The sequence below is a fragment of the Methylobacterium sp. J-090 genome (assembly GCF_022829345.1).
Classification (GTDB): domain Bacteria; phylum Pseudomonadota; class Alphaproteobacteria; order Rhizobiales; family Beijerinckiaceae; genus Methylobacterium.
This window is the reverse complement of the sequence record NZ_JAKSXV010000115.1, coordinates 1-20,422: the sequence shown is the minus strand read 5'-3', so window position 1 is coordinate 20,422 and position 20,422 is coordinate 1. Positions and strand designations below refer to the sequence as shown.

Here is a 20,422-nt window from a genome sequence, read left to right as displayed (position 1 = left end):
AGGAATCAGGCCGGCGGGTGGTGCCGGGTCCAATGTTCGGCGATGTCGATGCGGCGGGCCAGCCAGACCCGGTCGTGGGCGGCGACATGGTCGAGGAACCGGGTGAGCGCGCCGATCCGGCCCGGCCGGCCGACGAGGCGGCAATGCAGACCGACCGACATCATCTTGGGCGCCGTCTCGCCCTCGGCGTAGAGGGCATCGAAGGTGTCGCACAGGTAGGTCGCGAAGTGATCGGCGGTGTTGAACCCTTGGGCCGCCACGCAGCGCATGTCGTTGGCGTCGAGCGTGTAGGGCACCACGAGGCCACGCCTGTCCGGCCCGCCGATCCAGTAGGGCAGGTCGTCGGCATAGGAATCCGACAGGTAGGCGAACCCCGCCTCGAGGCCGAGGTCGAGGGTGTGGACCGAGGAGCGCCCCGTGTACCAGCCGCGCGGGCGCGCGCCCGTGACCTCCGTGTGGATGCGGATCGCCTCGTCCATGTGCGCCTTCTCGGCCGCGCGGGTAAAGTCGCGATAGTCGATCCATTTCAGGCCGTGACAGGCGATCTCCCACTCGGCCTCGCGCATGGCCTCGGCGATGTCGGGGACCCGCGCGAGCGCGTTGGCGACGGCGAACACCGTCACGGGGACGTCGCGCGCCCGGAGGAGGCGCCAGATGCGCCAGAACCCGGCGCGCGACCCGTACTCGTAGAGGGATTCCATGTTCATGTGGCGCTGGCCCGGCCAGGGCTGGGCGCCGACGATCTCGGACAGGAACGCCTCCGAGGCCGCGTCCCCGTGGAGGATCGAGTTCTCGGACCCCTCCTCGTAGTTCAGCACGATCTGCACGGCGATGCGGGCCCCGTTCGGCCAGTGCGGATGAGGCGGCGTGCGGCCGTAGCCGACGAGGTCGCGAGGGTAGGTCACGGCGGCCTTCCTGTGCGGAATCGGGTCCCGCCGCTGTTCGGACGCCGTGCGGTGTCCTGTCAACCGATCCGGCGCACCGACCCGTTTCCGTGGAGCCCTTGCGCCGCCGGCGCCGGGATGCATCGATGCGCGGGATCGGACCGCGCATGGTCCTTGCCTGTCCACACACGCGCTTCGACGCCCCACCTCGAGGTTTCCCGTGCTTCTGACCCCCCGCGAAAAGGACAAGCTTCTTCTCGCCATGGCCGCCCAGGTCGCCCGCAACCGGCTCGCCCGCGGGGTGAAGCTGAACTATCCCGAGGCCGTGGCGCTGATCAGCGATTTCGTGGTCGAGGGCGCCCGCGACGGCCGTTCCGTCTCGGACCTGATGCGGGCGGGCGGGCACGTCCTCACGGCCGACCAGTGCATGGACGGCATCCCGGAGATGATCCACGACATCCAGGTCGAGGCGACGTTCCCCGACGGTACCAAGCTCGTCACCGTCCACCACCCGATCCGGGGTGCGGCCAGCGCCGAGGTGCCCGGCACGGTGACGACGCTGCCCGGCGACATCGTCTTCAACGAAGGCGCCGCCCGTACTTTGGTCACCGTCGCCAATGTCGGCGACCGGCCGATCCAGGTCGGCTCGCACTACCATTTCTACGAGGTGAACTCTGGGTTGACCTTCGACCGCGAAAAGGCGCGGGGCCAGCGCCTCGACATCGCACCCGGCACGGCGGTGCGGTTCGAGCCCGGCGCCACGCGGGACGTGGTGCTGGTGCCGCTCGGGGGGGACCGGACGGTGTACGGGTTCCGGGGTGATGTGATGGGGAAGCTCTGAAGACCATGGCCAGCATGCCCCCCCGCGCCGCCCTCCCCCGCGCCGCCTATGCCGACATGTTCGGCCCCACTACCGGCGACCGCATCCGGCTGGCCGACACATCCCTCGTCATCGAGGTCGAGCGCGACCACACCACCTACGGCGAGGAGGTGAAGTTCGGCGGCGGCAAGGTGATTCGCGATGGGATGGGGCAGTCCCAGGTCACCAACCAGGACGGGGCGGTGGACACCGTCATCACCAACGCCGTGGTCCTCGACCATTGGGGCGTGGTGAAATGCGACGTCGGCATCGTGAAGGGGCGCATCGTCAAGCTCGGCAAGGCCGGCAACCCGGACATCCAGCCGGGCGTCGACATCGTCGTCGGGCCGGGCACCGAAGTCATCGCGGGCGAGGGAAAAATCCTCACGGCGGGCGGGTTCGACAGCCACATCCACTACATCTGCCCGCAGCAGATCGAGGAGGCCCTGTGCTCGGGGGTCACCACCATGCTGGGCGGCGGCACCGGGCCGGCGCACGGCACCTTCGCCACCACCTGCACGCCGGGCCCCTGGCACCTCGCCCGGATGATCGAGGCGGCGGATTCGTTTCCGATGAACCTCGCCTTCGCCGGCAAGGGCAATGCCTCGCGCCCCGAGAGCCTCGTCGAGATGATCCGTGCCGGGGCCTGCGCCCTCAAGCTTCACGAGGATTGGGGCACCACGCCCCAGGCCATCGACACCTGCCTCACCGTGGCGGATCTGCACGACGTCCAAGTGATGATCCACTCCGACACGCTCAACGAATCGGGCTTCGTCGAGGACACCATCCGGGCGTTTGCCGGGCGCACCATCCACGCCTTCCACACGGAAGGGGCGGGGGGCGGGCACGCGCCGGACATCATCAAGGTGGCGGGGCTCGCCAACGTCCTCCCGTCTTCGACCAACCCGACGCGCCCGTACACGAAGAACACCATCGACGAGCATCTCGACATGCTGATGGTGTGCCACCACCTCGATCCGGCGATCCCCGAGGATCTCGCCTTCGCCGAGAGCCGCATCCGCCGCGAGACCATCGCGGCGGAGGACATCCTGCACGACATCGGCGCCCTCTCGATGATGTCCTCGGACAGCCAGGCCATGGGCCGGGTCGGCGAGGTCGTCATCCGCACCTGGCAGACGGCGGACAAGATGAAGCGCCAGCGGGGCGCCCTGCCGGGCGATGCCTCGGGCCACGACAACCTGCGCGCGCGCCGCTACATCGCGAAATACACCATCAACCCGGCCATCGCGCACGGCGTCTCGGCCCATGTCGGCTCGGTGGAGCCGGGCAAGCTCGCCGACCTCGTCCTGTGGAATCCGGCCTTCTTCGGGGTGAAGCCCGACCTCGTGATCAAGGGCGGCATGATCGCCACCGCGCCCATGGGCGACCCCAACGCCTCGATCCCGACGCCCCAGCCGGTGCATTACCGGCCGATGTTCGGGGCCATCGGCCGTTCGCCCTTCGCGACCGCCCTCACCTTCGTCTCGAAGGCCGCCATCGAGGACGGCTTGGGCGAGCGGCTCGGGGTGCAGAAGCGGCTGGTCGCCGTGGAGAACGTGCGCGGCGGCATTTCGAAGAAGAGCATGATCCTCAACGACGCCACGCCGAACATCGAGGTCGATCCCGAGACCTACGATGTCCGCGCCGACGGGGAACTGCTGGTGTGCGAGCCGGCCGAGGTGCTGCCCATGGCGCAGCGGTATTTTCTGTTTTGACTGGTTCCATGATCCGCGCCACCCACGTTCTGCGCCGCGACGCCCTCGCGGGCGAAATCGTCGACCGCATCGTCCTCGACCACGGCGACCGGCATCGCCGTCGCATGGCCATGCGGGGGGTGGGTGGTGTGGCGTTCCTCCTCGATCTCGCCGAACCGACGGTGCTCGACGACGGCGACGCCCTCGTGCTGCAGGATGGGCGCCTCGTCTGGGTCGAGGCCGCGCCGGAGCGTCTGCTGGAGATCCGGGCGGCAGACGATCATGCCCTGAAGCGGCTGATCTGGCATATCGGCAACCGGCACATCCCGGCCGAGATTGCGCCGGACGCGGTCTACATCGCCGACGACCACGTCCTCGCCGAGATGGTGCGGGGGTTGGGTGGCACCGCCGAACTGGTGGAGCGCCCGTTCCGCCCCGAGGGCGGCGCCTATGCGGGGGAGGCCGCCGGGCATCATCACCATGGTCACCACGATCACGGGCATTCCCACGCGCATCCGCACGACCATTCCCACGCCCATGATTGACGCCCTGCGCCTGATGGCGTGGCTGTCGCCCGGCTATCCGGTGGGGGCCTATGCCTATTCGCACGGGCTCGAAGGGGCGGTGGAATCCGGCGACGTTTTCGGGGAAGCCTCCCTCCGCGCATGGCTCGGCGACGTGCTGGAACAGGGATCGGGCCGCAACGACCTCATCCTCGCCGCGCACGCCCATGGCACGGCCCTGGTGGAAGACTCGGCGGCACTGGCGGACCTCAACGACCTCGCCCTGGCGCTGGCACCATCGCGAGAGCTTCACCTGGAGACGAGCCAGCAGGGGCGCAGCTTCCTCGACGCCACCCTGGCCGCATGGCCCACCCCCGCCCTCGCCCGCCTCGCCGAGGCCCTGCCCGGCCCGGTGGCCTATCCGGTGATGGTCGGCCTCGCGGCCGGCGCCCACGGCATGGCCCTGCCCCCGACGCTCGCGGCCTTCGGCCTCGCCTTCCTGCAGAACCTCGTCTCGGCGGCCCTGCGCTGCGCGCCCATCGGCCAGAGTGCCGGCACCCGGGTGATCGCGGCCCTGACCCCGCGCGTGGTGGCGCTCGCGGCCGGGGTTCCGGACCTGACCTTGGACGACCTCGGCAGCGCGACGCTCCGCCTCGATCTCGGCTCGTTCCGGCACGAGACCCAGTATTCTCGGATTTTCCGCTCGTGAAAGACCCAGCGATGACCTCTCCCAACGGCCGCTCTCCCAACGGCCCGCTCCGCGTCGGCATCGGCGGCCCCGTCGGCTCCGGCAAGACCGCCCTGATGGAGCAGCTCTGCAAGCGGTTCCGCGACACCTACGAGATCTGCGCCATCACCAACGACATCTACACCAAGGAGGATGCCCGCATCCTCACCGTGGCGGGCGCCCTGCCGGAAGAGCGGATCATGGGCGTCGAGACCGGCGGCTGCCCGCACACGGCGATCCGCGAGGACGCGTCCATCAACCTCGCGGCCGTGGCCGAGATGCGCCGGCGGTTCCCGAAGCTCGACCTGATCCTCATCGAATCCGGGGGGGACAACCTCGCGGCCACCTTCTCGCCGGAGCTTGCCGACCTCACGCTCTACGTCATCGACGTCGCCGGCGGCGAGAAGATCCCCCGCAAGGGTGGGCCCGGCATCACCCGCTCGGATCTCCTCATCGTCAACAAGACCGACCTCGCGCCCCTGGTCGGCGCCGACCTCGGGGTGATGGAATCCGACACCAAGCGCATGCGGGGTGCGCGCCCCTACGTGTTCGCCTCGCTGCGCGACGGACACGGCGCCGATACGGTCGCCCGCTTCATCGTGGAGGCCGGAGGGCTTGCCTGAGCCTGGAGCGGGCTCCATCCGCGAGGTCTTTCTCGCCTTCCTGAAACTCGGCCTGACGGCCTTCGGCGGCCCCGTCGCCCATCTCGGGTACTTTCGCGAGGCGTTCGTGGCGCGGCGGCGCTGGATCGACGAGGCGGGCTACGCCGATCTCGTCGCCCTGTGCCAGTTCCTCCCCGGTCCGGCCTCGAGCCAGGTCGGGTTCGCCCTCGGAATCCTTCGGGCCGGGAGCCTGTGGGGCGGGCTGGCGGCCTTTGCCGGCTTCACCCTCCCCTCCGCCCTCATCCTCGTAGCCGTCGCCTACGGCGCCGGATCGGGGGACGGACCAATCCTGTCGGGCCTGCTCCACGGCCTCAAGCTCGTGGCCGTGGCGGTGGTGGCCCAGGCCGTGTGGGGCATGGCCCGGACCCTGGCACCGGATCCGACCCGCGCCGGGATCGCGCTCGGCGCCCTCTGGCTCGCGGTGCTCGCGCCGACGGCGCTCGGTCAGGTCGGTGCGATCCTGTTTGGCGCCGTTGCCGGCCTCGCCCTGTGCCGGGGCGTAGTACCCGCGCCCGTCGGACACCTCGCCGTTCCCCTGTCCCGGCGGACGGGGGCCGCGGCGCTGGCGCTGTTTTTCGGCCTTCTCATCGGCCTGCCGATCCTCGCGACCGTGCTGCCTTCGCAGGGGATCGCCGTGGTCGACGCCTTCTACCGGGCCGGCGCCCTCGTCTTCGGTGGCGGCCACGTGGTGCTGCCGCTCCTGCGGGCCGGCACCGTCGATCCGGGCTGGATCGGCGCCGATGCGTTCCTCGCCGGCTACGGCGCGGCGCAGGCGGTGCCGGGGCCGCTGTTCACGTTCGCGGCTTATCTGGGTGCCGTCCTGCGGACACCGCCGAACGGCCTTCCCGGCGCCGGCCTCGCGCTCGCGGCGATCTTCCTGCCCGGCCTCCTCCTCGTCACCGGCGCCCTGCCGTTCTGGGACGCGTTGCGAAGGAGGTCCCTGGCCCAGGCGGCCCTGCGCGGCGGCAACGCCGCCGTGGTCGGGCTACTCGCCGCCGCCCTCTACGATCCAGTCTGGACGGGAGCCATCGGCAACGCCCGCGACGTCGCCCTCGCGGCGACCGCCTTCGTACTGCTCACGGTGGGGGGCGTCGCGCCCTGGATCGTCGTCGGGCTGACGGCCCTCGGCGGCCTTGCCCTCGCGGGCTGATCAGATGCCCGCGTACCAGGGGAAGCCCAGTTCGGCGACCATGCTGCCGCGTCCCTTGCCGTAGCCGTCCACGCGCTCGGCCGCCTCGATGGCCGAGATGTACTTCAGGCTCTTGTAGCCGAGCTGGCGCTCCACCCGCAGGCGCAACGGGGCGCCGTGCTTCACCGGCAGATCGCCCCCGTTCATGCCGTAGGCGAGGATGGTCTGGGGGTGGAGCGCGTCGAACAGGTCGTAGCTGTCCCACCAGCCATCGACGCTGCGGATCACGATGAAGCGCGCCTGCGGCTTCAGTCCCACCCGCGCGAGGAGGCGGGCGAGGGGCACGCCGGTCCACTCGCCGATGGCCGACCAGCCCTGCTCGCAGGAATGCAGCGTCACCTGGGTGCGCGCCGGCATCGCCTTGAGGTCGGCGAGCGAGAACGCGCCGGGCCGCTCGACGAGGCCGGTCACCGGCAGCTTCCAGTCGGCGAATCCAGCCTCCTTCGAGCGCTTGTAGGCGGGGTCGTCGGGGTCCGTGGTGTTGATGGTCGGGAACACCGTCGAGATCTGGCTGCGGTCGAACTCGCGCACCAGGGGCTGGTGCCGGAGCAGCCAGCGCTGGACCGCGAAGGTGAGGCCGTTGCTCCAGTCGTAGGGGGTGGCCAGATGCGACAGGGCCGGCGCGTCGCAGCCGCCCAAAGAACTGCCCACGAGGCCGGCGCCGAGGAGCGTCCCCGAGCCGGTGAGGAGGCGGCGGCGCGACAGGTCACGCATCGGGGATCTCCCGGGAGGCCGGCGATTCGGGCGGGACGGCGAGGCGCCCGGTGATCATCGCGCGCGTGAGGTTGACGGCCCCGCCGACGAAGACCTGACCGACATGGACGAGGAGGAACAGGACCAGCAGGCTGGCGAAGACGAAGTGCAGGGTGCGGGCCGATTGCCGGCCGCCGAACAGGGTGAAGAGCTCGGGGAACGCCGCCGTGACGCCGGGCGACATGGTCAGCCCGGTGAGCACCATCAGGGGGAACAATCCCAGGATCACGGCCAGATAGGCGAATTTCTGCAGGGCGTTGTAGCGCAGGGCCTCCCGCCCCGTCGGCGGCCGCAGGCGGGCATGATCGGCGATCTCGCGGGCGAGGTGGCCGAGCGCCAGCTGATCCCGGTCCGGCAGGAGGTTGCGGCGCAGGTGCCCGCCGAACAGCGAGACGAGCAGATAGAGGCCGCCGTTGAGGACGAGGATCCAGGCGGCGAGGAAGTGCAGGTTGCGGCCCCAACCGGTCTGTTCGAGGTTCACGGGCAGGGGCAGCACCAGGGCGGCGGGGGCGTCGTTGGCACCGGTCTCGCCCCAGAACAGGCGCGGCAGGGCGAGCAGGATGGCGATGCCGCTGACCAGGAGCGCCCCGAATGCGGCCGTGTTGACCCAATGGGTCAGGCGCACGAAGGCGCGGTGCCGGAACACCGTCTGGCGCGGCGTTCGGCCGGTCATGGATCCACGGCGCGCAGCACGTCGAGGCGGTAGCTCTCCGTGCGGGTCTGATGGTGTGGCGCCAGGGTGCCGGCCGTCCCGGCGATGAGAGCCTCGACGGCGTCGTCGCCGCTCAAGGGATAATTCGTTTCACCAGTCCAGTGAACAAGGATGATCTCGGCCCCGGGCTTCACCGCCCGGGCCATGTGCCCGGCCAGGCGGGCGAGGTCGGCACGGGTGAAGAAGTACAGCACCTCCGACACCAGGATGAGGTCGAACCGGCCGGGCGGCCATTCGTCGGGCACCGCCGCGCGCAGGAACGAGACGTGCGGACGGTCGGCGCAGCGGGCCCGGGCCGCCTCCAGGGCGGTCTCGGCCACGTCGAGGGAGAGGAGCCGGGTGCAGCGCTCCGCCAGCCGCCGGGTCAGCACGCCGATGGAGCAGCCGACCTCAAGGGCCTCGTCGTAGGTGTTTCGCGGGAGGGCGGCCAGGGTGGCGTCATACTTGGCTGCCTCGTACGCGCTAGTGGTGAACCCCCACGGGTCCGGATTCCCGGCGTAGATGCCGTCGAAGTAATCGGGCGGGAGCGAGGCGGTGGACCGGGTCATGCGGCGCAGCCGGGCTGGAGGTCGACGGAGCTCCTGTCCAATGTGCTTTCGTCGGGGTGATCGCGCCAGAGGGCATCGGCCGGTCGGCCATCGGCGAGGACATGGGCCGCCGCGTGCGTGAGGGCGCGATCGGGGCCGGGCTGGCGCAGGTAGGTGGCGAGGTCGCGCATGAGCCGCTCCAGGGGGTGCGTCTGCAGGAAGCCGGCGAGTCCCACGGAGCGTTGCGCGCGCTCCAGCACGTCGAGACCGGCCCGCTCCACGGCGAGGCGGGTGAGGTTGACGTAGGCGATCACCCGCGCCGACTCCACGTTGGAATCGGCCATCATGGCGCCGGCCCGGCCGACGAAGAGACGCGCCGTCTCCATGGCGATGGCCGCCTCGCCGAGGCGCGCCGCCTGATGCGGGTCGCCGCCGCGCCCGGTGGCGACGAGGTGCGCCCGCAAGCTGTCGAACACCGCCTCGATCCCGCCGAGCTGCACGGCCGTAAAGCGCCAAGCGCCGGCGGAGAAGTGCGGCTCGCGGAAGTAATCGTCGGCCTCGCCCACCGCGGCCTGGGCGTCCACGGACAGGCCGGTGAAATCGAGTACCCCCGAGGTCGAGGCGCGCATGCCGTGGGCGCACCACGACGACAGGTCGGCCCGCGTGCCGGCCTCGAGGGTGACGACGAGCATCTGCTGGCGCCCATCGGGCCGGCGCGCGGTGACGAGGGGACGCGTCACCGATCCGGCGCCCGAGGCGAAGGACTTCACGCCCGAGAGCAGACCGGTTCCATCGGGATCGAGGGCGAGACCGCCGGACTGGGGCTGGGTGTTCCACACCCCGAACAGGTGCCCGGCATGGACATCCGCCACGAGGCGTCCGAGGACGGGCTCGGAGGCGTATCGCAGGATCAGCGACAGGGCGTTGACGTGGCCCTCGTAGAGCCGTCCGAGGGCGAGGCTGCCGCGGCCGACTTCCGCCAGCACATCGAGCAGCACGGCCGTCATGGCCGGCGCATTGAGGCCGGACCCGCCGAGCGCCACGGGAAGGGGGGCCGCCAGCAGGCCGGCCTCGTGGCAATGGACGATGTCGTGCTCCGGAAACCCGCCGGTGCGGTCGAGAGCGTCCGCCCGCTCGGCGGCGAGGCGCGCGACGGCACGGGCCGCGGCGCGGCTTCGGGAGCCAGTCTCAATACGGTCGGGGACGATGAAATTCATCCCTACGAACATGGAACAGGCCGGTGCATCCACCAGTCGTCAGCGCCGTCTTTTCGCGTGAAACGCACCCTGCGGGAAGGCGAATCGCCCCCGGGTCAGCGGGCCGGGCCGCGCGTCCCCTCCGTGTCCGGCGTCAGGATGCGCAGATCGCGCAGCATCGCGAGGGCGGCCGACGAGAGCGTGACGAGGGAAAAGGCGGAAACAACGACGATGAGGGCAGCACCCACCAAGGTCTTGGCGGTCTCGATATCCACGGGCTGAAGTCCTGAAAACGGTCTCGGGTCGATCACGATGAGCGACGAAAGCTGTGATGATCCGCTTAATCTGGCACCCGGATCGGCCCGGCGCCAGATCGATCATCGTGACACTGCCATGCGCGTTGCCCGTCGTGCCGCGTGCGCCGCCGCACCGCATTCCGGTGCGGCGTCCCGCGGCCTCAGCTCCAGGCGTGGAAGGGCGGAGCGACCCCGTTGAGGGTGTGGTTGCCGACGATGGCGTATTTCCAGCGCACGGGGTCGTGGAGCGTGTGGGTGCGGGCGTTGCGCCAGTGCCGGTCGAGATTGTGCGCGTCGAGGGTCGAGCGGGTCCCGGCGAGTTCGAACAGGGTGTTGGTGGCTGCCAGAGCCACTTCGGTGGTGAGAACCTTCGCCTCCGCCACGGCGAGCTGGGCCGCCGCGACGCTGTCGGCGTCGGGAGCGGCCACTGCCGCGTCGAGGGCGAGACCGGCCCGGTCGAGGAGGGCTTCGGCCGCATGCAGGCGGATGGTGAGGTTGCCGACGATGGCGATGGTGTGGGGATCGTCCGAGGCCCGTTCCAGGCCGCTGTCGATCCAGGGGCGCGACTTCGTGCGCACGAACGCCACGGTCTCGGCCAGCGCCTCGCGGGCGATGCCCGCATCGACCGCCGCCTGGATGATCTGGAAGATCGCTCCGTTGGCGCTCGGGCGCTCGTAGCCTTTCCACGACGGCACGAGGTGGCTCTTCTCCACCCGCACGCGATCGAGGATCACCGTGCCGCTCGCCGTGGTGCGCTGGCCGAAGCTCGACCAGTCGTCGATGACGGACAGGCCCGGCGCGTTGCGCTCGGCGATGGCGTACCAGGGCCGCCCCTGGTCATCGACGGCGACGATGGGCACGAGATGGGCGAGCAGCGCCCCCGTCGCGTAGAACTTGCGGCCGTGGACGATGACGTGGTCGCCGTGATCGACGAAATGGGTCTTGAAGTCGGCGGCCCTCGGGGTGCCGCTCTCGGAGAAGGCGTTGCCGAAGCGGGTGCCGGCCAGAACCTTGCCGAACAGCAGAGCCTTCTGCGCGTCGTCCGACACGGTGTCGATGGCGGCCACGATGCCGAGGTGATTCTGAGCGATCTGCCCGATGGACGGATCGGCCGCCGAGACGATGGCGATGACCTGCGCCAGGGTCCGGTAGGAGACCCCCGGCCCGCCATGGGTTCCGGGGACGTTGATCGACCACAACCCGCTCTGCGAGAAGGCGTCGAGTTCGGAGAAGGGGCGGCGCCCGGTGCGGTCGCGCTCCGCCGCCTCCGTGCGGAACGTGTCCGCGAGGGCATGGGCGACGCGGATCGCCTCCGCGTCGTCGCGGATGATGTGGGCGGGCTCGGGGATCTGAGCCGGACCCGGCGCGCCCTGCGGGACGCGGTTGGCCTCGAGGGCGCTCGCGCTGACGGCGATGTTCATGGACGGTCTCCGGAGGATTCTGACAGCAATCGTTCGGCCGGGTCGCTCAGGCGGCTTCCGCCCGGCGCTCGCGTTCCGCCTCCAGCGCCCTCACCCGCGGGATGATGTGCGCGCCGAAATACGCGACCTCCTCCTGGAAGTGCAGGAAGGCGAGCAGCGCGAGATCCACGCCGGCCTCCTTCAGGGCGACGATGCGCTCGGCGATCTGGTCGGGGGTGCCGATGAGGTTGGTCTTGAAGCCGTCGTTGTACTGGACGAGGTCCTCGAAGCTCGATTTGGCCCAGTTCCCCTCCCCTTCCGGCGAGGCCTTGCCGGCGTTCTTCACCTCGTGGCCGAAGGCCTTGACCGCCTCCGGATCGGCGTTGTCGATGATCTCCTGCAGGACGGCGCGGGCGTCCTCCTCCGTGTCGCGGGCGATGACGAAGGCGTTGACGCCGACCTTGACCGAGTGGCCGTTGGCCCGCGCCTTCTCCTGGATGTCGTCCACCTGGGCCCGGATGCCCTCGGGGGTGTTGCCGTTGGTGAAGTACCAATCCGAGACCCGGGCGGCCATGTCCCGCGCCGCGCGCGACGATCCGCCCTGGAAGATCTCCGGCTGCGGGTCGGCGGGCTTCGGCTTCAGGGTGTAATTCGTGTAGCGGTAGAAATCGCCACGGAACGTGAAGTTGTCCTGGGTCCAGATCCCGCGTAAGGCGCGGATGAACTCCTCCGAGCGCCGGTAGCGTTCGTCGTGGTCGAGCCACGGCTCGCCGATGGCGCGGAACTCACCCGAGAACCAGCCCGAGACCACGTTGATGGCGATGCGACCCTCGCTCAACTGGCCGATGGTGGCGATCTGCTTGGCGGCGAGCGTCGGGTTCCACGGCCCCGGCAGCAGGGCGGCGATGACCTTGAGCTTCGTGGTGGCGGCGAGCAGCGCGTGGCTGAAAGCCACGGATTCGTGCTGATACTCGGCACCGTAGCCGGCGGTGAAGCGGATCTGCGTCAGGGCATAGTCGAATCCCGCTTCTTCGGCGATCTGCGCCAGACGCCGGTTGTAGGGCGCGTCCCAGCTCGTGCGCTGGGGAATCTTGCTGATGACGAGGCCGCCCGACACGTTGGGCACCCAATAGGCGAATCGGATCGGCGCGTCCGTGGCGGCGGGCTGTCGCAAGCTCATGGGATGATCCGTATTCAGGACGGCGCATGCACCGGTATTGGGCGCATGAGGCCAAGGGAAAAAGCGAGATTATCTTGGGCGATGGTGCAGGGGCGGCGAAACAAGACTGGAAGAAGGCGGGATTTATGTCCGCGTTTTCGATCGATCCCAGTATCCGCTCGTGACGATGATGCGTCAAAGGAAGCAAATGGCTTTTTGCGGCGCGCATGGAAAAGAGCATTCTCTCAGCCGGACCTCCGGCCACATGATCGGTTTTCCATTGTCCGGTGCGGCGACCCGCGGAGAGCGGTGCGAATCGGTGATTCGCCGGGCCGAAACATGTTTCCCGGCAAGAGGTTGTCCTGCTCGGCCAATCCCGACGAGGATGCTTCGCGCGCCCGCATGTCGTGGGCTCGAACGCCGACATCACCATTCCGAGAGACTCGATCGGCGAAGCGAGCCTGCATCGCGTGCTGTAAAGCGGCATGGTGCATCTACCCTGAGCGGTTTCACGCGTTCGCCTTGGGTGCGCATCTTTATTAGGCAGTGCCGTGATTGCGCCGTGCGCAGAGGATACAAATTAACGGCAGGACGTCATTTGGGGATACTGCACCGGTTGTCAGGAAAGACCAGTCATTTAAGGGGTCGTTAACCGATCGGACCCTACGATCGAAGAACCGTTCCTTGATCGGCTGCGCATCGCATCCGGACCGACAGGCAGGATCACCGCCATGGCTCGCGCGTCCCTTCCACCCCTCGTCATTCTGCTGGCCGGCGACGAGCTGACCCGGTCGATCACGACGAGCTGCCTGGAGGCCTCCGGCTACGATGTCCTCAGCGCGCGCACGGCCGGCGAGGTCGAGGCGCTGCTGCTGGGCCAGACCGACCGGCGCCGGGTCGATGTGCTGGTGACCGATGCCGACGTGCGCGACGAAGTCGATGGGTTCTCCCTGGGAGCCGTCGCCCGCTGTCTCGATCCCGCCGTCGGGGTGATCTACACCACGCGCTCGCCCCGCACCCTGCCCGCCGCCATCGTGGCGGGGGCGCCGTGCCTGCGCACGCCCTACCATGCCCATCAGCTCGTGAGCCTCATCGCCGGCCTGCCCCGGCCGACGGCACGGAACCGGGGCGCTGCGTACCGGGCCGCATGAACCCGTCTCGCATGACCCTGTCTCGGATGAACCTATCCCGGCGCCGATCCCTGCCCGGCGGCGCCCCCGCGGACCCGGCCCAACCTATGGTGTGAAGCCGCGGGCGCCCGCGCGCGTCTTCACCTTTCACAAACCTTCGATCCTGTTACAATCGCTGGGAGAATTTTTCGAGTAACGCTTGTGCCCGATGTCCGTCAGACCGCGTTCGACATTATCCATCGGTTGCGATCGGCGGGAACCCAGCGGGCCGTCTATGCCGAACTGCGCCGCACGGGGGCGATCTTCGGCTACGACGCCTTCCTCATCGGCGGCCTGCCGCATTCGCCCAATGAGAACCTGTCCGACTGTTCGATGATCTCGGGCTGGCCGACCGGCTGGACTCAGCGCTACCAGCAGCAGAACTACCTCCATCAGGATCCGGTCATCCGCTACATCCGGGCGACGACGGAGCCGTTCCTGTGGCAGGAGGCGGTGACCCGTGGCGACCGGCGCGGCCTGACCGTGATGAACGAGGCGCGGGACTACGGCCTCGCGGAGGGGTTCTGCGTCCCCTTCCACGAACTCGACGGCAGCGAGGCCGGGGTCAGCTTCGGCGGCAGCGAGGTACGGCTGTCGGAGGATGCGCGCGCCGCCCTGCACCTTGTGGCGATCTACGCCATGTCCCGGGCCAAGGCGATCGCGCGCCGGATGCCGGAGGACGACTCGGCCGACGAAGCCGCCGTCGGCCTGACCGGTCGGGAGGTCGAGTGTCTCAAATGGGCCGCCGCCGGCAAGACCGCGTGGGAGACCTCGGTGATCCTCTCCATCTCCGCGCGCACGGTGGAGCATCACCTCGCCTGCGCGGCACGCAAGTTCAACGCGGCCAGCCGTGTCCAGAGCGTCGCCGAGGCCATCCGGCGTGGCATCATAGACTGATTCCGGCCGCTCCGATCCTCCGTAGATCTACGGATGCCTGAGCGCCTCGAGCTTGGCCAGAACTCTCCCCGTTGCAGGGAGATCTGGCATGTTGAGGGTTCTGAGCGGCGACGTCGAGGTGCGGGATCCCGCCCTCATGGACCGGGTCTACCGCTTCCGGCACGATTTCTTCGTCGATCATCTGAAGTGGGAAGCCTGCCGCAAGCCGGACGGCCGCGAGCGGGACCAGTTCGATGGGCCCGACTGCCTTCACGTGGTCGGGCAGCAGGACGAGGCCATCGTCTCCTACTCGCGCCTGCTGCCGACGACCCGCCCGCACCTGCAGACCCACCTCTATCCGGAACTCCTCAAGGGCGCGCCCGCGCCGTCGGGGCCGCACGTCTACGAATGGACGCGCTGCGCCGTGGCTCCGAGCAAGCGCGAGAGCGCCAAGGGTGTGGATGCCGTCTCGGGCGCCTCCTTCACCGCCGTTGCGGAAGTCGCCGCGCGTTTCGGCCTCGACGGGCTCCTGGTCCAGACGCACCCGGTGCTCGTCACCCGCCTGATGGACATGGGCTGGGACGTCGAGCCCCTCGCCCTGCCCTGCGCCTACGGTGATTCGCTCCTGCTGCCGATCTACGCCCGCCTGACGCCCGAGACCGTCGCCACCTGTCGGCGGGTGTTCGGCCTGTCCGGACCGGTGCTGCCGACCGACGCCCCCGATGGTTCGCGCCCGCCCGCCGATCGGCCCCACCGCGCCGTGCCGTGAGCGGATCGCGCCGTGAGCGGATCGCCGTGATCTCCTTTCCCGCCCGTTGCCAGAGTAATGCGATGCCCACCGTCACCCAAGAACCCGCTGATCAGGGACCTGATGATCGAGGGGCTGCCGATCAGGGACTTCCCGAGATCGATCTCGTCCATCGCGCCATCGACCACTCCATCGACCTGCGCGAGGCGGTGGGTCGGATCACCGATCCGCTCCTGCACACCCTCGCCGACATGCTCCTGTTCGAGCTCGGACGTCGTCTGGCGCGTCTGGAGGGCGAGTGAGGCGAGACCGTCTCGCGCAGGACGGAGTCGCCGAAGCTCACGACCGCATCTGGACGTGATCGAAGTCGAGTCCGGCCGTCCGGATGACGACCTGGGTGCGGTTGCCGACCTCGAGCTTGCGCAGGATTTCGGTGACGTGCGCCTTCACGGTGGATTCGCCAACCTGAAGTTCATGGGCGATCTGCTTGTTGAGCCTGCCCTGGCGGATCATGCCCAACACCCGCATCTGCTGGGGCGTGAGCCGGGCCAGGCGCTCGGCGAGCTGCGTTTGGCCCGGATCGGTGGCCTCCGCCAGGGCGGCGGGCAGGAACAGGCCTCCGTCGAGGACGTCCGCGATGGCCCGCGTCAGGGTTGCGCGGTCGACGGCCTTGGGCACGAAGCCGGCCGCGCCGTGGTGGATGGCCTCGCGCATGATGCGCGGGTCGTCGAGGCCCGAGACCACGAGGATCGGCACGCGCGCGAACCGCGTCCGGATGGTGACGAGGCCGTCGAACCCCTGAACCCCCTGCAACGACAGATCGAGGAGGACGAGCGCGACGGCGCTCTCGCGCGCCAGGGTGGCGCAGGCGCCGGTGATCCCGTCCGCCTCGTGGAGCACCGCCTCCGGGTAGGCCAGCGCGAGGGTGCTGGCGAGGGCCTCGCGGAACAGCGGATGGTCATCGACGATGAGGAGATGCATGCGTGCTCCGCCGCCCCGGGGATATCCGGTTGATGGTCCACAGCTCAAGTGCTCTTGCGACGAAGTGGATACCGGTTCGTCGCAAGAGGGCACGGCTCTAACGGCTCCCGCCCGGGCCTGCCACCCGTGCGGCGGCTCGCAGGTGGGCGAGGTGGCGCACGGCCAGGACGTAGCCGTGGGTGCCGAACCCCGCCATCACGGCGGTGGCGGCCAGGGAGACATAGGAGTGGTGCCGGAAGGCCTCGCGCCTGTGGACGTTGGAGATGTGACACTCGACGATGGGCACTTCGCAGGTGTTGAGCGCGTCGAGGATCGCGATGGAGGTGTGGGTGTAGGCGCCCGCGTTGAGGACGATTCCGGCCGAGCCGACGCGGTAGGCTTGGATCAAGTCGATGAGCGCGTGCTCGGCGTTGCTCTGGTGGAAGGCGAGGCCGAGGCCGAAACGCGCGGCCTCGGCGCGGCAGCGCGCCTCGACGTCCGCCAGGGTTTCCGAGCCGTAGATCTCGGGCTGGCGCTTGCCGAGGAGGTTCAGGTTGGGGCCGTTGAGGACCAGGATCGTGGTGTCCAGGCGGTCGGCCTCGGTCGTCTTGATGTCGGTCGTTCCGGAATCTGTCATGGCGAAGGCTCCTTCATACCAGGCGGCACTGATCCCGACCGATGGTCGGCCTCAGCGCGTTCGGCGGACGTCAGCCGCCGCACCGTCTGGTATGACGTCTCGTTTGCGCCCGCCGGCGGAGGATTGCCAGGGCCGTCGGGGCGGCCCGGCGGAGGATGTCCGGCCCGCGTCTTCGACACGTGTCTCGATCCGGCGTCTTCGAATTGCCGTCCGCGGCCGTTAAGGCCAGGCTACGAGGCGGAGACCGATACGTGCCATGGATACCCGACGCTGCATCCTCATCGGCGCGCCCGTGCAGGCGGGCACGCGGCGCCTGGGCTGCGACATGGGACCGAGCGCCTACCGCGCGGCCGGTCTCGGCCCGGTCCTCGCCGCCCTCGGCCTCACCGTGGAGGATCGCGGCAACCTCGCGCCCGTCGCCGGGGGCGGCCCCGTCCACCCCAATCCGGCGATCCACGGCCTGCCCGAGGTCGCGGCCTGGACCATTGCCCTGGCGCGGGCCGCCGACGAGGCCGGGGCTGAGGGCGTGCCGATCTTCCTCGGTGGCGACCACAGCCTGTCGGCCGGCACCGTCTCGGGCATGGCCCTACGCGCGGCCCGCGAGGGGCGCCCGCTCTTCGTCCTGTGGCTCGATGCCCACCCCGACCTGCACACCCTCGACACCACCACGAGCGGCAACCTGCACGGGGTGCCCATGGCCTACGCCACGGGCGCGCCGGGCTTTGCCGGCTACCTGCCGCCGCTCGGAGCGCCCGTCGATCCGCACCACGTCTGCATGATCGGCCTGCGCAGCGTCGATCCGGCCGAGCGCGCCGCCCTGGGAACGGCGGGCATCCGTGTCCACGACATGCGCGCCATCGACGAGAACGGCATCGGCGTGCTGCTGGCGGATTTTCTCGACCGGGTGCGGCGAGCGGACGGACTCCTGCATGTCAGCCTCGACGTCGATTTCCTCGATCCCGGCATCGCGCCGGGCGTGGGCACCACGGTGCCGGGCGGCGCCACCTTCCGCGAGGCGCATCTCGCCATGGAGATGCTTCACGACAGCGGCCTCGTGCGCAGCCTCGACCTCGTCGAGCTCAATCCGTTCCTGGACGAGCGCGGCCGCACCGCCCTGCTGATGACGGATCTGGCCGCCAGCCTCATGGGCCGGCGCGTCCTCGACCGGCCGACCCGGAGCTTCTGAACGGGCGGCTCACGCCGCCTGCGCCGGCCCCGTGTGGAGGTCGCGGAGGAACGCGGCGGTGACGTTCCCGAGAAGTCCGACCTGATCGCGCACGGCCTGGGTCGAGGCCTGGACCTCGTCGGCCACGAATGTGGTCGTCCCCAGGGCCTCGGCGACGGCCGAGACCTGAGAGGTCGCCGAGTGCGCGTCCTGCACGGCCGCGCCAACGTTCACGTCCATGGCCTGCGTCGCCTGACGCTGGCGCTCGATGGCCTCGACCATCGCCGCGGTGGTGCGCTCGACATCCGCGATCCGCGCGGCGAAACCCCGCATGAAGGCGATGGAGGTCTGCGTCGCGCCCTCGACGTCGCGGATCTGCGCCGCGATCTCCTCCGTCGCCCGGGCGGTCTGACCGGCCAGGGTCTTCACTTCCGCCGCGACCACGGCGAAGCCCCGTCCCGCCTGGCCGGCGCGGGCTGCTTCGATGGTGGCGTTGAGGGCGAGCAGGTTGGTCTGCTCGGCCACCTGCCGGATCGCCGTGATGACCGAGCCGATCCGCTCGACGGAGGCGGTCAGGGCGTTGACGGTCTCGCCGGTCTGGCGCGCCTCATCGGCGGCCGCGCGGGTGACGGTGTTGGTGGCCGCCAGGTGTCCGGCGATCTCGTCGGCTGCCGCCGTGAGGCCGAGGCAAGTCTGGGCGATCTGGTGGACGTTGCGGCTGGCGTGCTGCGAACTCGCCGTGGCGCCGTCCGTGGTCTGCGCCGTCTCCCGGGCGAAGCGCATGAGGCGAGCGGCGCTGCCCTCCATGGTTCCGAGGGTCTGTTCGATGGTCCCCACGGCGCGGCCCATGGCGCCCTGGAATGCCTGGACCTGGGCCTCGACGGCGAGGACCCGTGCCTTCTCGGCCTGGACCTGGGCGACGGCCTGGCTCTTGAGGGCCTCGGCCGCGTCGCGGTCGGTCACGCTCTGCTGCAGGGCGTCGCTCGCGGCCACGCCGGCCTGGAGGCTCGCGACCAGCCAGACCAGGACCCCCGTCTGCGCGATCAGGATGGCGGCGTGGAGGAGGACGCGGTCGATCCCGGCACCGTCCGGGAAGACGAGACTCGGCAACACCAGGGAGAGCCCGAGGTGATGCACGGCGACGATGGCCGCGTAGGCGACCAAGGCCTTCCAGTCGAGCCAGGCGGCGACCATGGCCAGGCTCGCGAAGAAGTACATGTGCGCGTCGAGCTGGAGGCTGCGTCCGCCGCCCTCCCGGTGGAGGATTGCCACCAGCACGGCGACGAGGCCGGCCAGCGCCATGCTGGACGCGATGCGCGTGCGTGGGCCGATCAGGTCGCGCGTGCTCAGCCAGGTCGGGGGGAGCGCCAGCGCCAGGGCGGCCGCCGCCGCCACCATGTTCGGCAGGCCGCCCTGCCACGCGTTGATCCCGACGATCAGCGCGACGTTGACCCAGAGGAGCCCGATGAGCGTCTTGCCGGACGTAGTCCGGATCTTGTCGAGGGTGGACCCCTGTGCCGGAGCCGGATGCAGCGTCATGGGACTCGTCTCAGGGTTCGCGCGTCGTCGGACAACCCGCGACGCTGGAGGCACTGACAACCGCCCAGGCGCCGGCGTCGCGCAGGCGCCGCGGGAAGTCCGGGCGTTCCGAGACGGCCACGGCCATCCAGGCCAAACCCGCCCCGCGCAGGACCCGGCCGTCCGCCCGCCCGACAAGATCGAAGATCCGGGCGGCCCCGGACCCGGGCGGAGCGATGACGAGGACGGGCCGGCCGGTCTCGGGGGTGCCGAGGAGCAGGAGCGGAATTCCGAGGGCGGTTGCGGCCGGCAGGACGGAGTCGGACAGGAATGCCATGAACGACAAATAAACGTGATGCTCTTGAAGAAGGCCTTAACGCGCCCGGAGAAGTTGCGCGGGGCGGATGGTCCCGGTCCGCGGTATCGTCCAAAGGGCGAGACCCGCATGGCCGTTCCCGCAAAGTCGCAGGCGGGGAGCGAACTTCGGCGCGGCCTTCCCGAGTGCCGCGCGAGCCTGGTGATACGATCGTCGATCGCATCGATCGTGGATTTTATCAGTAGGCGTTGTTCGTGCGGACCAGGGAGAACGGTGTGGCGAGCATGATCCGGATGTCGAACAGTACGGACCAGTTCTCGATGTAGTGCAGGTCGTGCTCGACGCGGCGCTGGATCTTGTCGCTGGTGTCGGTCTCGCCGCGCCAGCCGTTGACCTGCGCCCAGCCGGTGATCCCCGGCTTGACCTTGTGGCGGGCGAAGTAGCCGTCCACCACCTGGTCGTAGAGGGTGTT

23 protein-coding genes and 1 pseudogene are annotated in these 20,422 nt (G+C 69.8%); 11 read left to right on the top strand and 13 right to left on the bottom strand.

Annotated features, from left to right (window positions below; genetic code table 11):
- Window positions 1-14 precede the first annotated feature (14 nt).
- A pseudogene (gene puuE / locus MKK49_RS23910) lies at window positions 15-905 on the bottom strand (allantoinase PuuE); the annotation flags it as partial.
- Window positions 906-1,104: 199 nt separating this feature from the next.
- On the opposite strand from puuE, the gene MKK49_RS23905 reads away from it, so the two are divergent.
- The 6 genes from MKK49_RS23905 to chrA are packed head-to-tail and all read left to right on the top strand — an operon-like array spanning window position 1,105 to window position 6,479.
- Window positions 1,105-1,725 (top strand): urease subunit gamma, encoded by a 621-nt coding sequence (locus MKK49_RS23905; RefSeq protein WP_244032648.1) that lies wholly within the window; start codon window positions 1,105-1,107, stop codon window positions 1,723-1,725.
- Between the two features lie 14 nt (window positions 1,726-1,739).
- Entirely contained in the window at window positions 1,740-3,458 is a 1,719-nt protein-coding gene (ureC, locus tag MKK49_RS23900) for an urease subunit alpha (protein ID WP_409565133.1), read from the top strand.
- 8 nt (window positions 3,459-3,466) lie between these two features.
- Window positions 3,467-3,982, top strand: coding sequence for an urease accessory protein UreE (locus MKK49_RS23895; RefSeq protein ID WP_244032646.1), 516 nt, complete (start codon window positions 3,467-3,469; stop codon window positions 3,980-3,982).
- Window positions 3,975-4,649, top strand: a complete 675-nt coding sequence (locus MKK49_RS23890; RefSeq protein WP_244032644.1) for an urease accessory protein UreF — start codon at window positions 3,975-3,977, stop codon at window positions 4,647-4,649. The genes MKK49_RS23895 and MKK49_RS23890 overlap by 8 nt, the downstream gene beginning before the upstream one ends.
- Before the next feature lie 11 nt (window positions 4,650-4,660).
- The gene (gene ureG / locus MKK49_RS23885; protein ID WP_244032642.1) at window positions 4,661-5,290 is read left to right on the top strand and encodes an urease accessory protein UreG; all 630 of its coding nucleotides are present in this window, start codon (window positions 4,661-4,663) and stop codon (window positions 5,288-5,290) included.
- Entirely contained in the window at window positions 5,283-6,479 is a 1,197-nt protein-coding gene (chrA, locus tag MKK49_RS23880; RefSeq protein WP_244032640.1) for a chromate efflux transporter, read from the top strand. Before ureG ends, chrA begins: the two co-directional genes overlap by 8 nt.
- Here chrA and MKK49_RS23875 read toward each other — a convergent pair whose 3' ends face one another.
- The 7 genes from MKK49_RS23875 to sfnG all read right to left on the bottom strand — a co-directional run bounded on the left by MKK49_RS23875 (window position 6,480) and on the right by sfnG (window position 12,582).
- Window positions 6,480-7,232 carry a molybdopterin-dependent oxidoreductase gene (locus MKK49_RS23875; RefSeq protein WP_244032638.1) on the bottom strand — a complete coding sequence of 251 codons (753 nt, stop codon included), beginning with the start codon at window positions 7,230-7,232 and terminating at the stop codon, window positions 6,480-6,482.
- Window positions 7,225-7,944 (bottom strand): cytochrome b/b6 domain-containing protein, encoded by a 720-nt coding sequence (locus MKK49_RS23870; RefSeq protein ID WP_244032636.1) that lies wholly within the window; start codon window positions 7,942-7,944, stop codon window positions 7,225-7,227. The genes MKK49_RS23875 and MKK49_RS23870 overlap by 8 nt, the downstream gene beginning before the upstream one ends.
- The gene (locus MKK49_RS23865; RefSeq protein WP_244032634.1) at window positions 7,941-8,531 is read right to left on the bottom strand and encodes a class I SAM-dependent DNA methyltransferase; all 591 of its coding nucleotides are present in this window, start codon (window positions 8,529-8,531) and stop codon (window positions 7,941-7,943) included. The genes MKK49_RS23870 and MKK49_RS23865 overlap by 4 nt, the downstream gene beginning before the upstream one ends.
- On the bottom strand, window positions 8,528-9,727 hold the full coding sequence (locus MKK49_RS23860; RefSeq protein ID WP_244032632.1) for an acyl-CoA dehydrogenase family protein: 1,200 nt from the start codon (window positions 9,725-9,727) through the stop codon (window positions 8,528-8,530). The genes MKK49_RS23865 and MKK49_RS23860 overlap by 4 nt, the downstream gene beginning before the upstream one ends.
- A gap of 95 nt (window positions 9,728-9,822) precedes the next feature.
- On the bottom strand, window positions 9,823-9,981 hold the full coding sequence (locus MKK49_RS23855; RefSeq protein ID WP_244032630.1) for a hypothetical protein: 159 nt from the start codon (window positions 9,979-9,981) through the stop codon (window positions 9,823-9,825).
- A 182-nt stretch (window positions 9,982-10,163) separates the two neighbouring features.
- Window positions 10,164-11,423, bottom strand: a complete 1,260-nt coding sequence (locus MKK49_RS23850; RefSeq protein WP_244032629.1) for an SfnB family sulfur acquisition oxidoreductase — start codon at window positions 11,421-11,423, stop codon at window positions 10,164-10,166.
- A gap of 46 nt (window positions 11,424-11,469) precedes the next feature.
- The gene (gene sfnG / locus MKK49_RS23845) at window positions 11,470-12,582 is read right to left on the bottom strand and encodes a dimethylsulfone monooxygenase SfnG (protein ID WP_244032628.1); all 1,113 of its coding nucleotides are present in this window, start codon (window positions 12,580-12,582) and stop codon (window positions 11,470-11,472) included.
- A gap of 710 nt (window positions 12,583-13,292) precedes the next feature.
- Between sfnG and MKK49_RS23840 the strand changes: the two genes are divergently transcribed.
- The 4 genes from MKK49_RS23840 (at window position 13,293) to MKK49_RS23825 (ending at window position 15,656) form a co-directional block, all read left to right on the top strand.
- Window positions 13,293-13,712: a response regulator gene (locus MKK49_RS23840; RefSeq protein WP_244032627.1), complete on the top strand. Its 420-nt coding sequence runs from the start codon at window positions 13,293-13,295 to the stop codon at window positions 13,710-13,712.
- A 222-nt stretch (window positions 13,713-13,934) separates the two neighbouring features.
- The gene (locus MKK49_RS23835) at window positions 13,935-14,627 is read left to right on the top strand and encodes a helix-turn-helix transcriptional regulator (protein ID WP_244032625.1); all 693 of its coding nucleotides are present in this window, start codon (window positions 13,935-13,937) and stop codon (window positions 14,625-14,627) included.
- An 88-nt stretch (window positions 14,628-14,715) separates the two neighbouring features.
- Window positions 14,716-15,375 (top strand): acyl-homoserine-lactone synthase, encoded by a 660-nt coding sequence (locus MKK49_RS23830; protein ID WP_244032623.1) that lies wholly within the window; start codon window positions 14,716-14,718, stop codon window positions 15,373-15,375.
- A gap of 62 nt (window positions 15,376-15,437) precedes the next feature.
- The gene (locus tag MKK49_RS23825) at window positions 15,438-15,656 is read left to right on the top strand and encodes a hypothetical protein (protein ID WP_244032621.1); all 219 of its coding nucleotides are present in this window, start codon (window positions 15,438-15,440) and stop codon (window positions 15,654-15,656) included.
- A gap of 37 nt (window positions 15,657-15,693) precedes the next feature.
- Here the strand turns inward: MKK49_RS23825 and MKK49_RS23820 are convergent, their stop codons facing one another.
- On the bottom strand, window positions 15,694-16,335 hold the full coding sequence (locus tag MKK49_RS23820; protein WP_244032619.1) for a response regulator: 642 nt from the start codon (window positions 16,333-16,335) through the stop codon (window positions 15,694-15,696).
- Between the two features lie 97 nt (window positions 16,336-16,432).
- Window positions 16,433-16,903 (bottom strand): type II 3-dehydroquinate dehydratase, encoded by a 471-nt coding sequence (locus tag MKK49_RS23815; protein ID WP_244032725.1) that lies wholly within the window; start codon window positions 16,901-16,903, stop codon window positions 16,433-16,435.
- 304 nt (window positions 16,904-17,207) lie between these two features.
- Between MKK49_RS23815 and rocF the strand changes: the two genes are divergently transcribed.
- Entirely contained in the window at window positions 17,208-18,137 is a 930-nt protein-coding gene (gene rocF, locus MKK49_RS23810; RefSeq protein ID WP_244032617.1) for an arginase, read from the top strand.
- A gap of 9 nt (window positions 18,138-18,146) precedes the next feature.
- Here rocF and MKK49_RS23805 read toward each other — a convergent pair whose 3' ends face one another.
- From MKK49_RS23805 to MKK49_RS23795, 3 genes are all read right to left on the bottom strand, one after another.
- Entirely contained in the window at window positions 18,147-19,655 is a 1,509-nt protein-coding gene (locus MKK49_RS23805) for a methyl-accepting chemotaxis protein (RefSeq protein ID WP_244032615.1), read from the bottom strand.
- A 10-nt stretch (window positions 19,656-19,665) separates the two neighbouring features.
- A complete protein-coding gene (locus MKK49_RS23800) occupies window positions 19,666-19,971 on the bottom strand; it encodes a hypothetical protein (RefSeq protein WP_244032613.1) in 306 nt (101 codons plus the stop codon).
- A 217-nt stretch (window positions 19,972-20,188) separates the two neighbouring features.
- A partial coding sequence (locus MKK49_RS23795; protein ID WP_244032611.1) for a sugar transferase occupies window positions 20,189-20,422 on the bottom strand: 234 nt, incomplete at its 5' end.

Bases quoted from the DNA above. Each gene is read 5' to 3' on its own strand.
- ureC (WP_409565133.1), top strand. From the start codon at position 1,740: ATGCCCCCCCGCGCCGCCCTCCCCCGCGCCGCCTATGCCGACATGTTC.
- MKK49_RS23865 (WP_244032634.1), bottom strand. From the start codon at position 8,531: ATGACCCGGTCCACCGCCTCGCTCCCGCCCGATTACTTCGACGGCATC.
- MKK49_RS23890 (WP_244032644.1), top strand. From the start codon at position 3,975: ATGATTGACGCCCTGCGCCTGATGGCGTGGCTGTCGCCCGGCTATCCG.
- MKK49_RS23840 (WP_244032627.1), top strand. From the start codon at position 13,293: ATGGCTCGCGCGTCCCTTCCACCCCTCGTCATTCTGCTGGCCGGCGAC.
- sfnG (WP_244032628.1), bottom strand. From the start codon at position 12,582: ATGAGCTTGCGACAGCCCGCCGCCACGGACGCGCCGATCCGATTCGCC.
- MKK49_RS23830 (WP_244032623.1), top strand. From the start codon at position 14,716: ATGTTGAGGGTTCTGAGCGGCGACGTCGAGGTGCGGGATCCCGCCCTC.
- MKK49_RS23875 (WP_244032638.1), bottom strand. From the start codon at position 7,232: ATGCGTGACCTGTCGCGCCGCCGCCTCCTCACCGGCTCGGGGACGCTC.
- ureG (WP_244032642.1), top strand. From the start codon at position 4,661: ATGACCTCTCCCAACGGCCGCTCTCCCAACGGCCCGCTCCGCGTCGGC.
- MKK49_RS23825 (WP_244032621.1), top strand. From the start codon at position 15,438: ATGCCCACCGTCACCCAAGAACCCGCTGATCAGGGACCTGATGATCGA.
- MKK49_RS23895 (WP_244032646.1), top strand. From the start codon at position 3,467: ATGATCCGCGCCACCCACGTTCTGCGCCGCGACGCCCTCGCGGGCGAA.
- MKK49_RS23860 (WP_244032632.1), bottom strand. From the start codon at position 9,727: ATGAATTTCATCGTCCCCGACCGTATTGAGACTGGCTCCCGAAGCCGC.
- MKK49_RS23805 (WP_244032615.1), bottom strand. From the start codon at position 19,655: ATGACGCTGCATCCGGCTCCGGCACAGGGGTCCACCCTCGACAAGATC.
- MKK49_RS23800 (WP_244032613.1), bottom strand. From the start codon at position 19,971: ATGGCATTCCTGTCCGACTCCGTCCTGCCGGCCGCAACCGCCCTCGGA.
- MKK49_RS23870 (WP_244032636.1), bottom strand. From the start codon at position 7,944: ATGACCGGCCGAACGCCGCGCCAGACGGTGTTCCGGCACCGCGCCTTC.
- rocF (WP_244032617.1), top strand. From the start codon at position 17,208: ATGGATACCCGACGCTGCATCCTCATCGGCGCGCCCGTGCAGGCGGGC.
- MKK49_RS23850 (WP_244032629.1), bottom strand. From the start codon at position 11,423: ATGAACATCGCCGTCAGCGCGAGCGCCCTCGAGGCCAACCGCGTCCCG.
- MKK49_RS23820 (WP_244032619.1), bottom strand. From the start codon at position 16,335: ATGCATCTCCTCATCGTCGATGACCATCCGCTGTTCCGCGAGGCCCTC.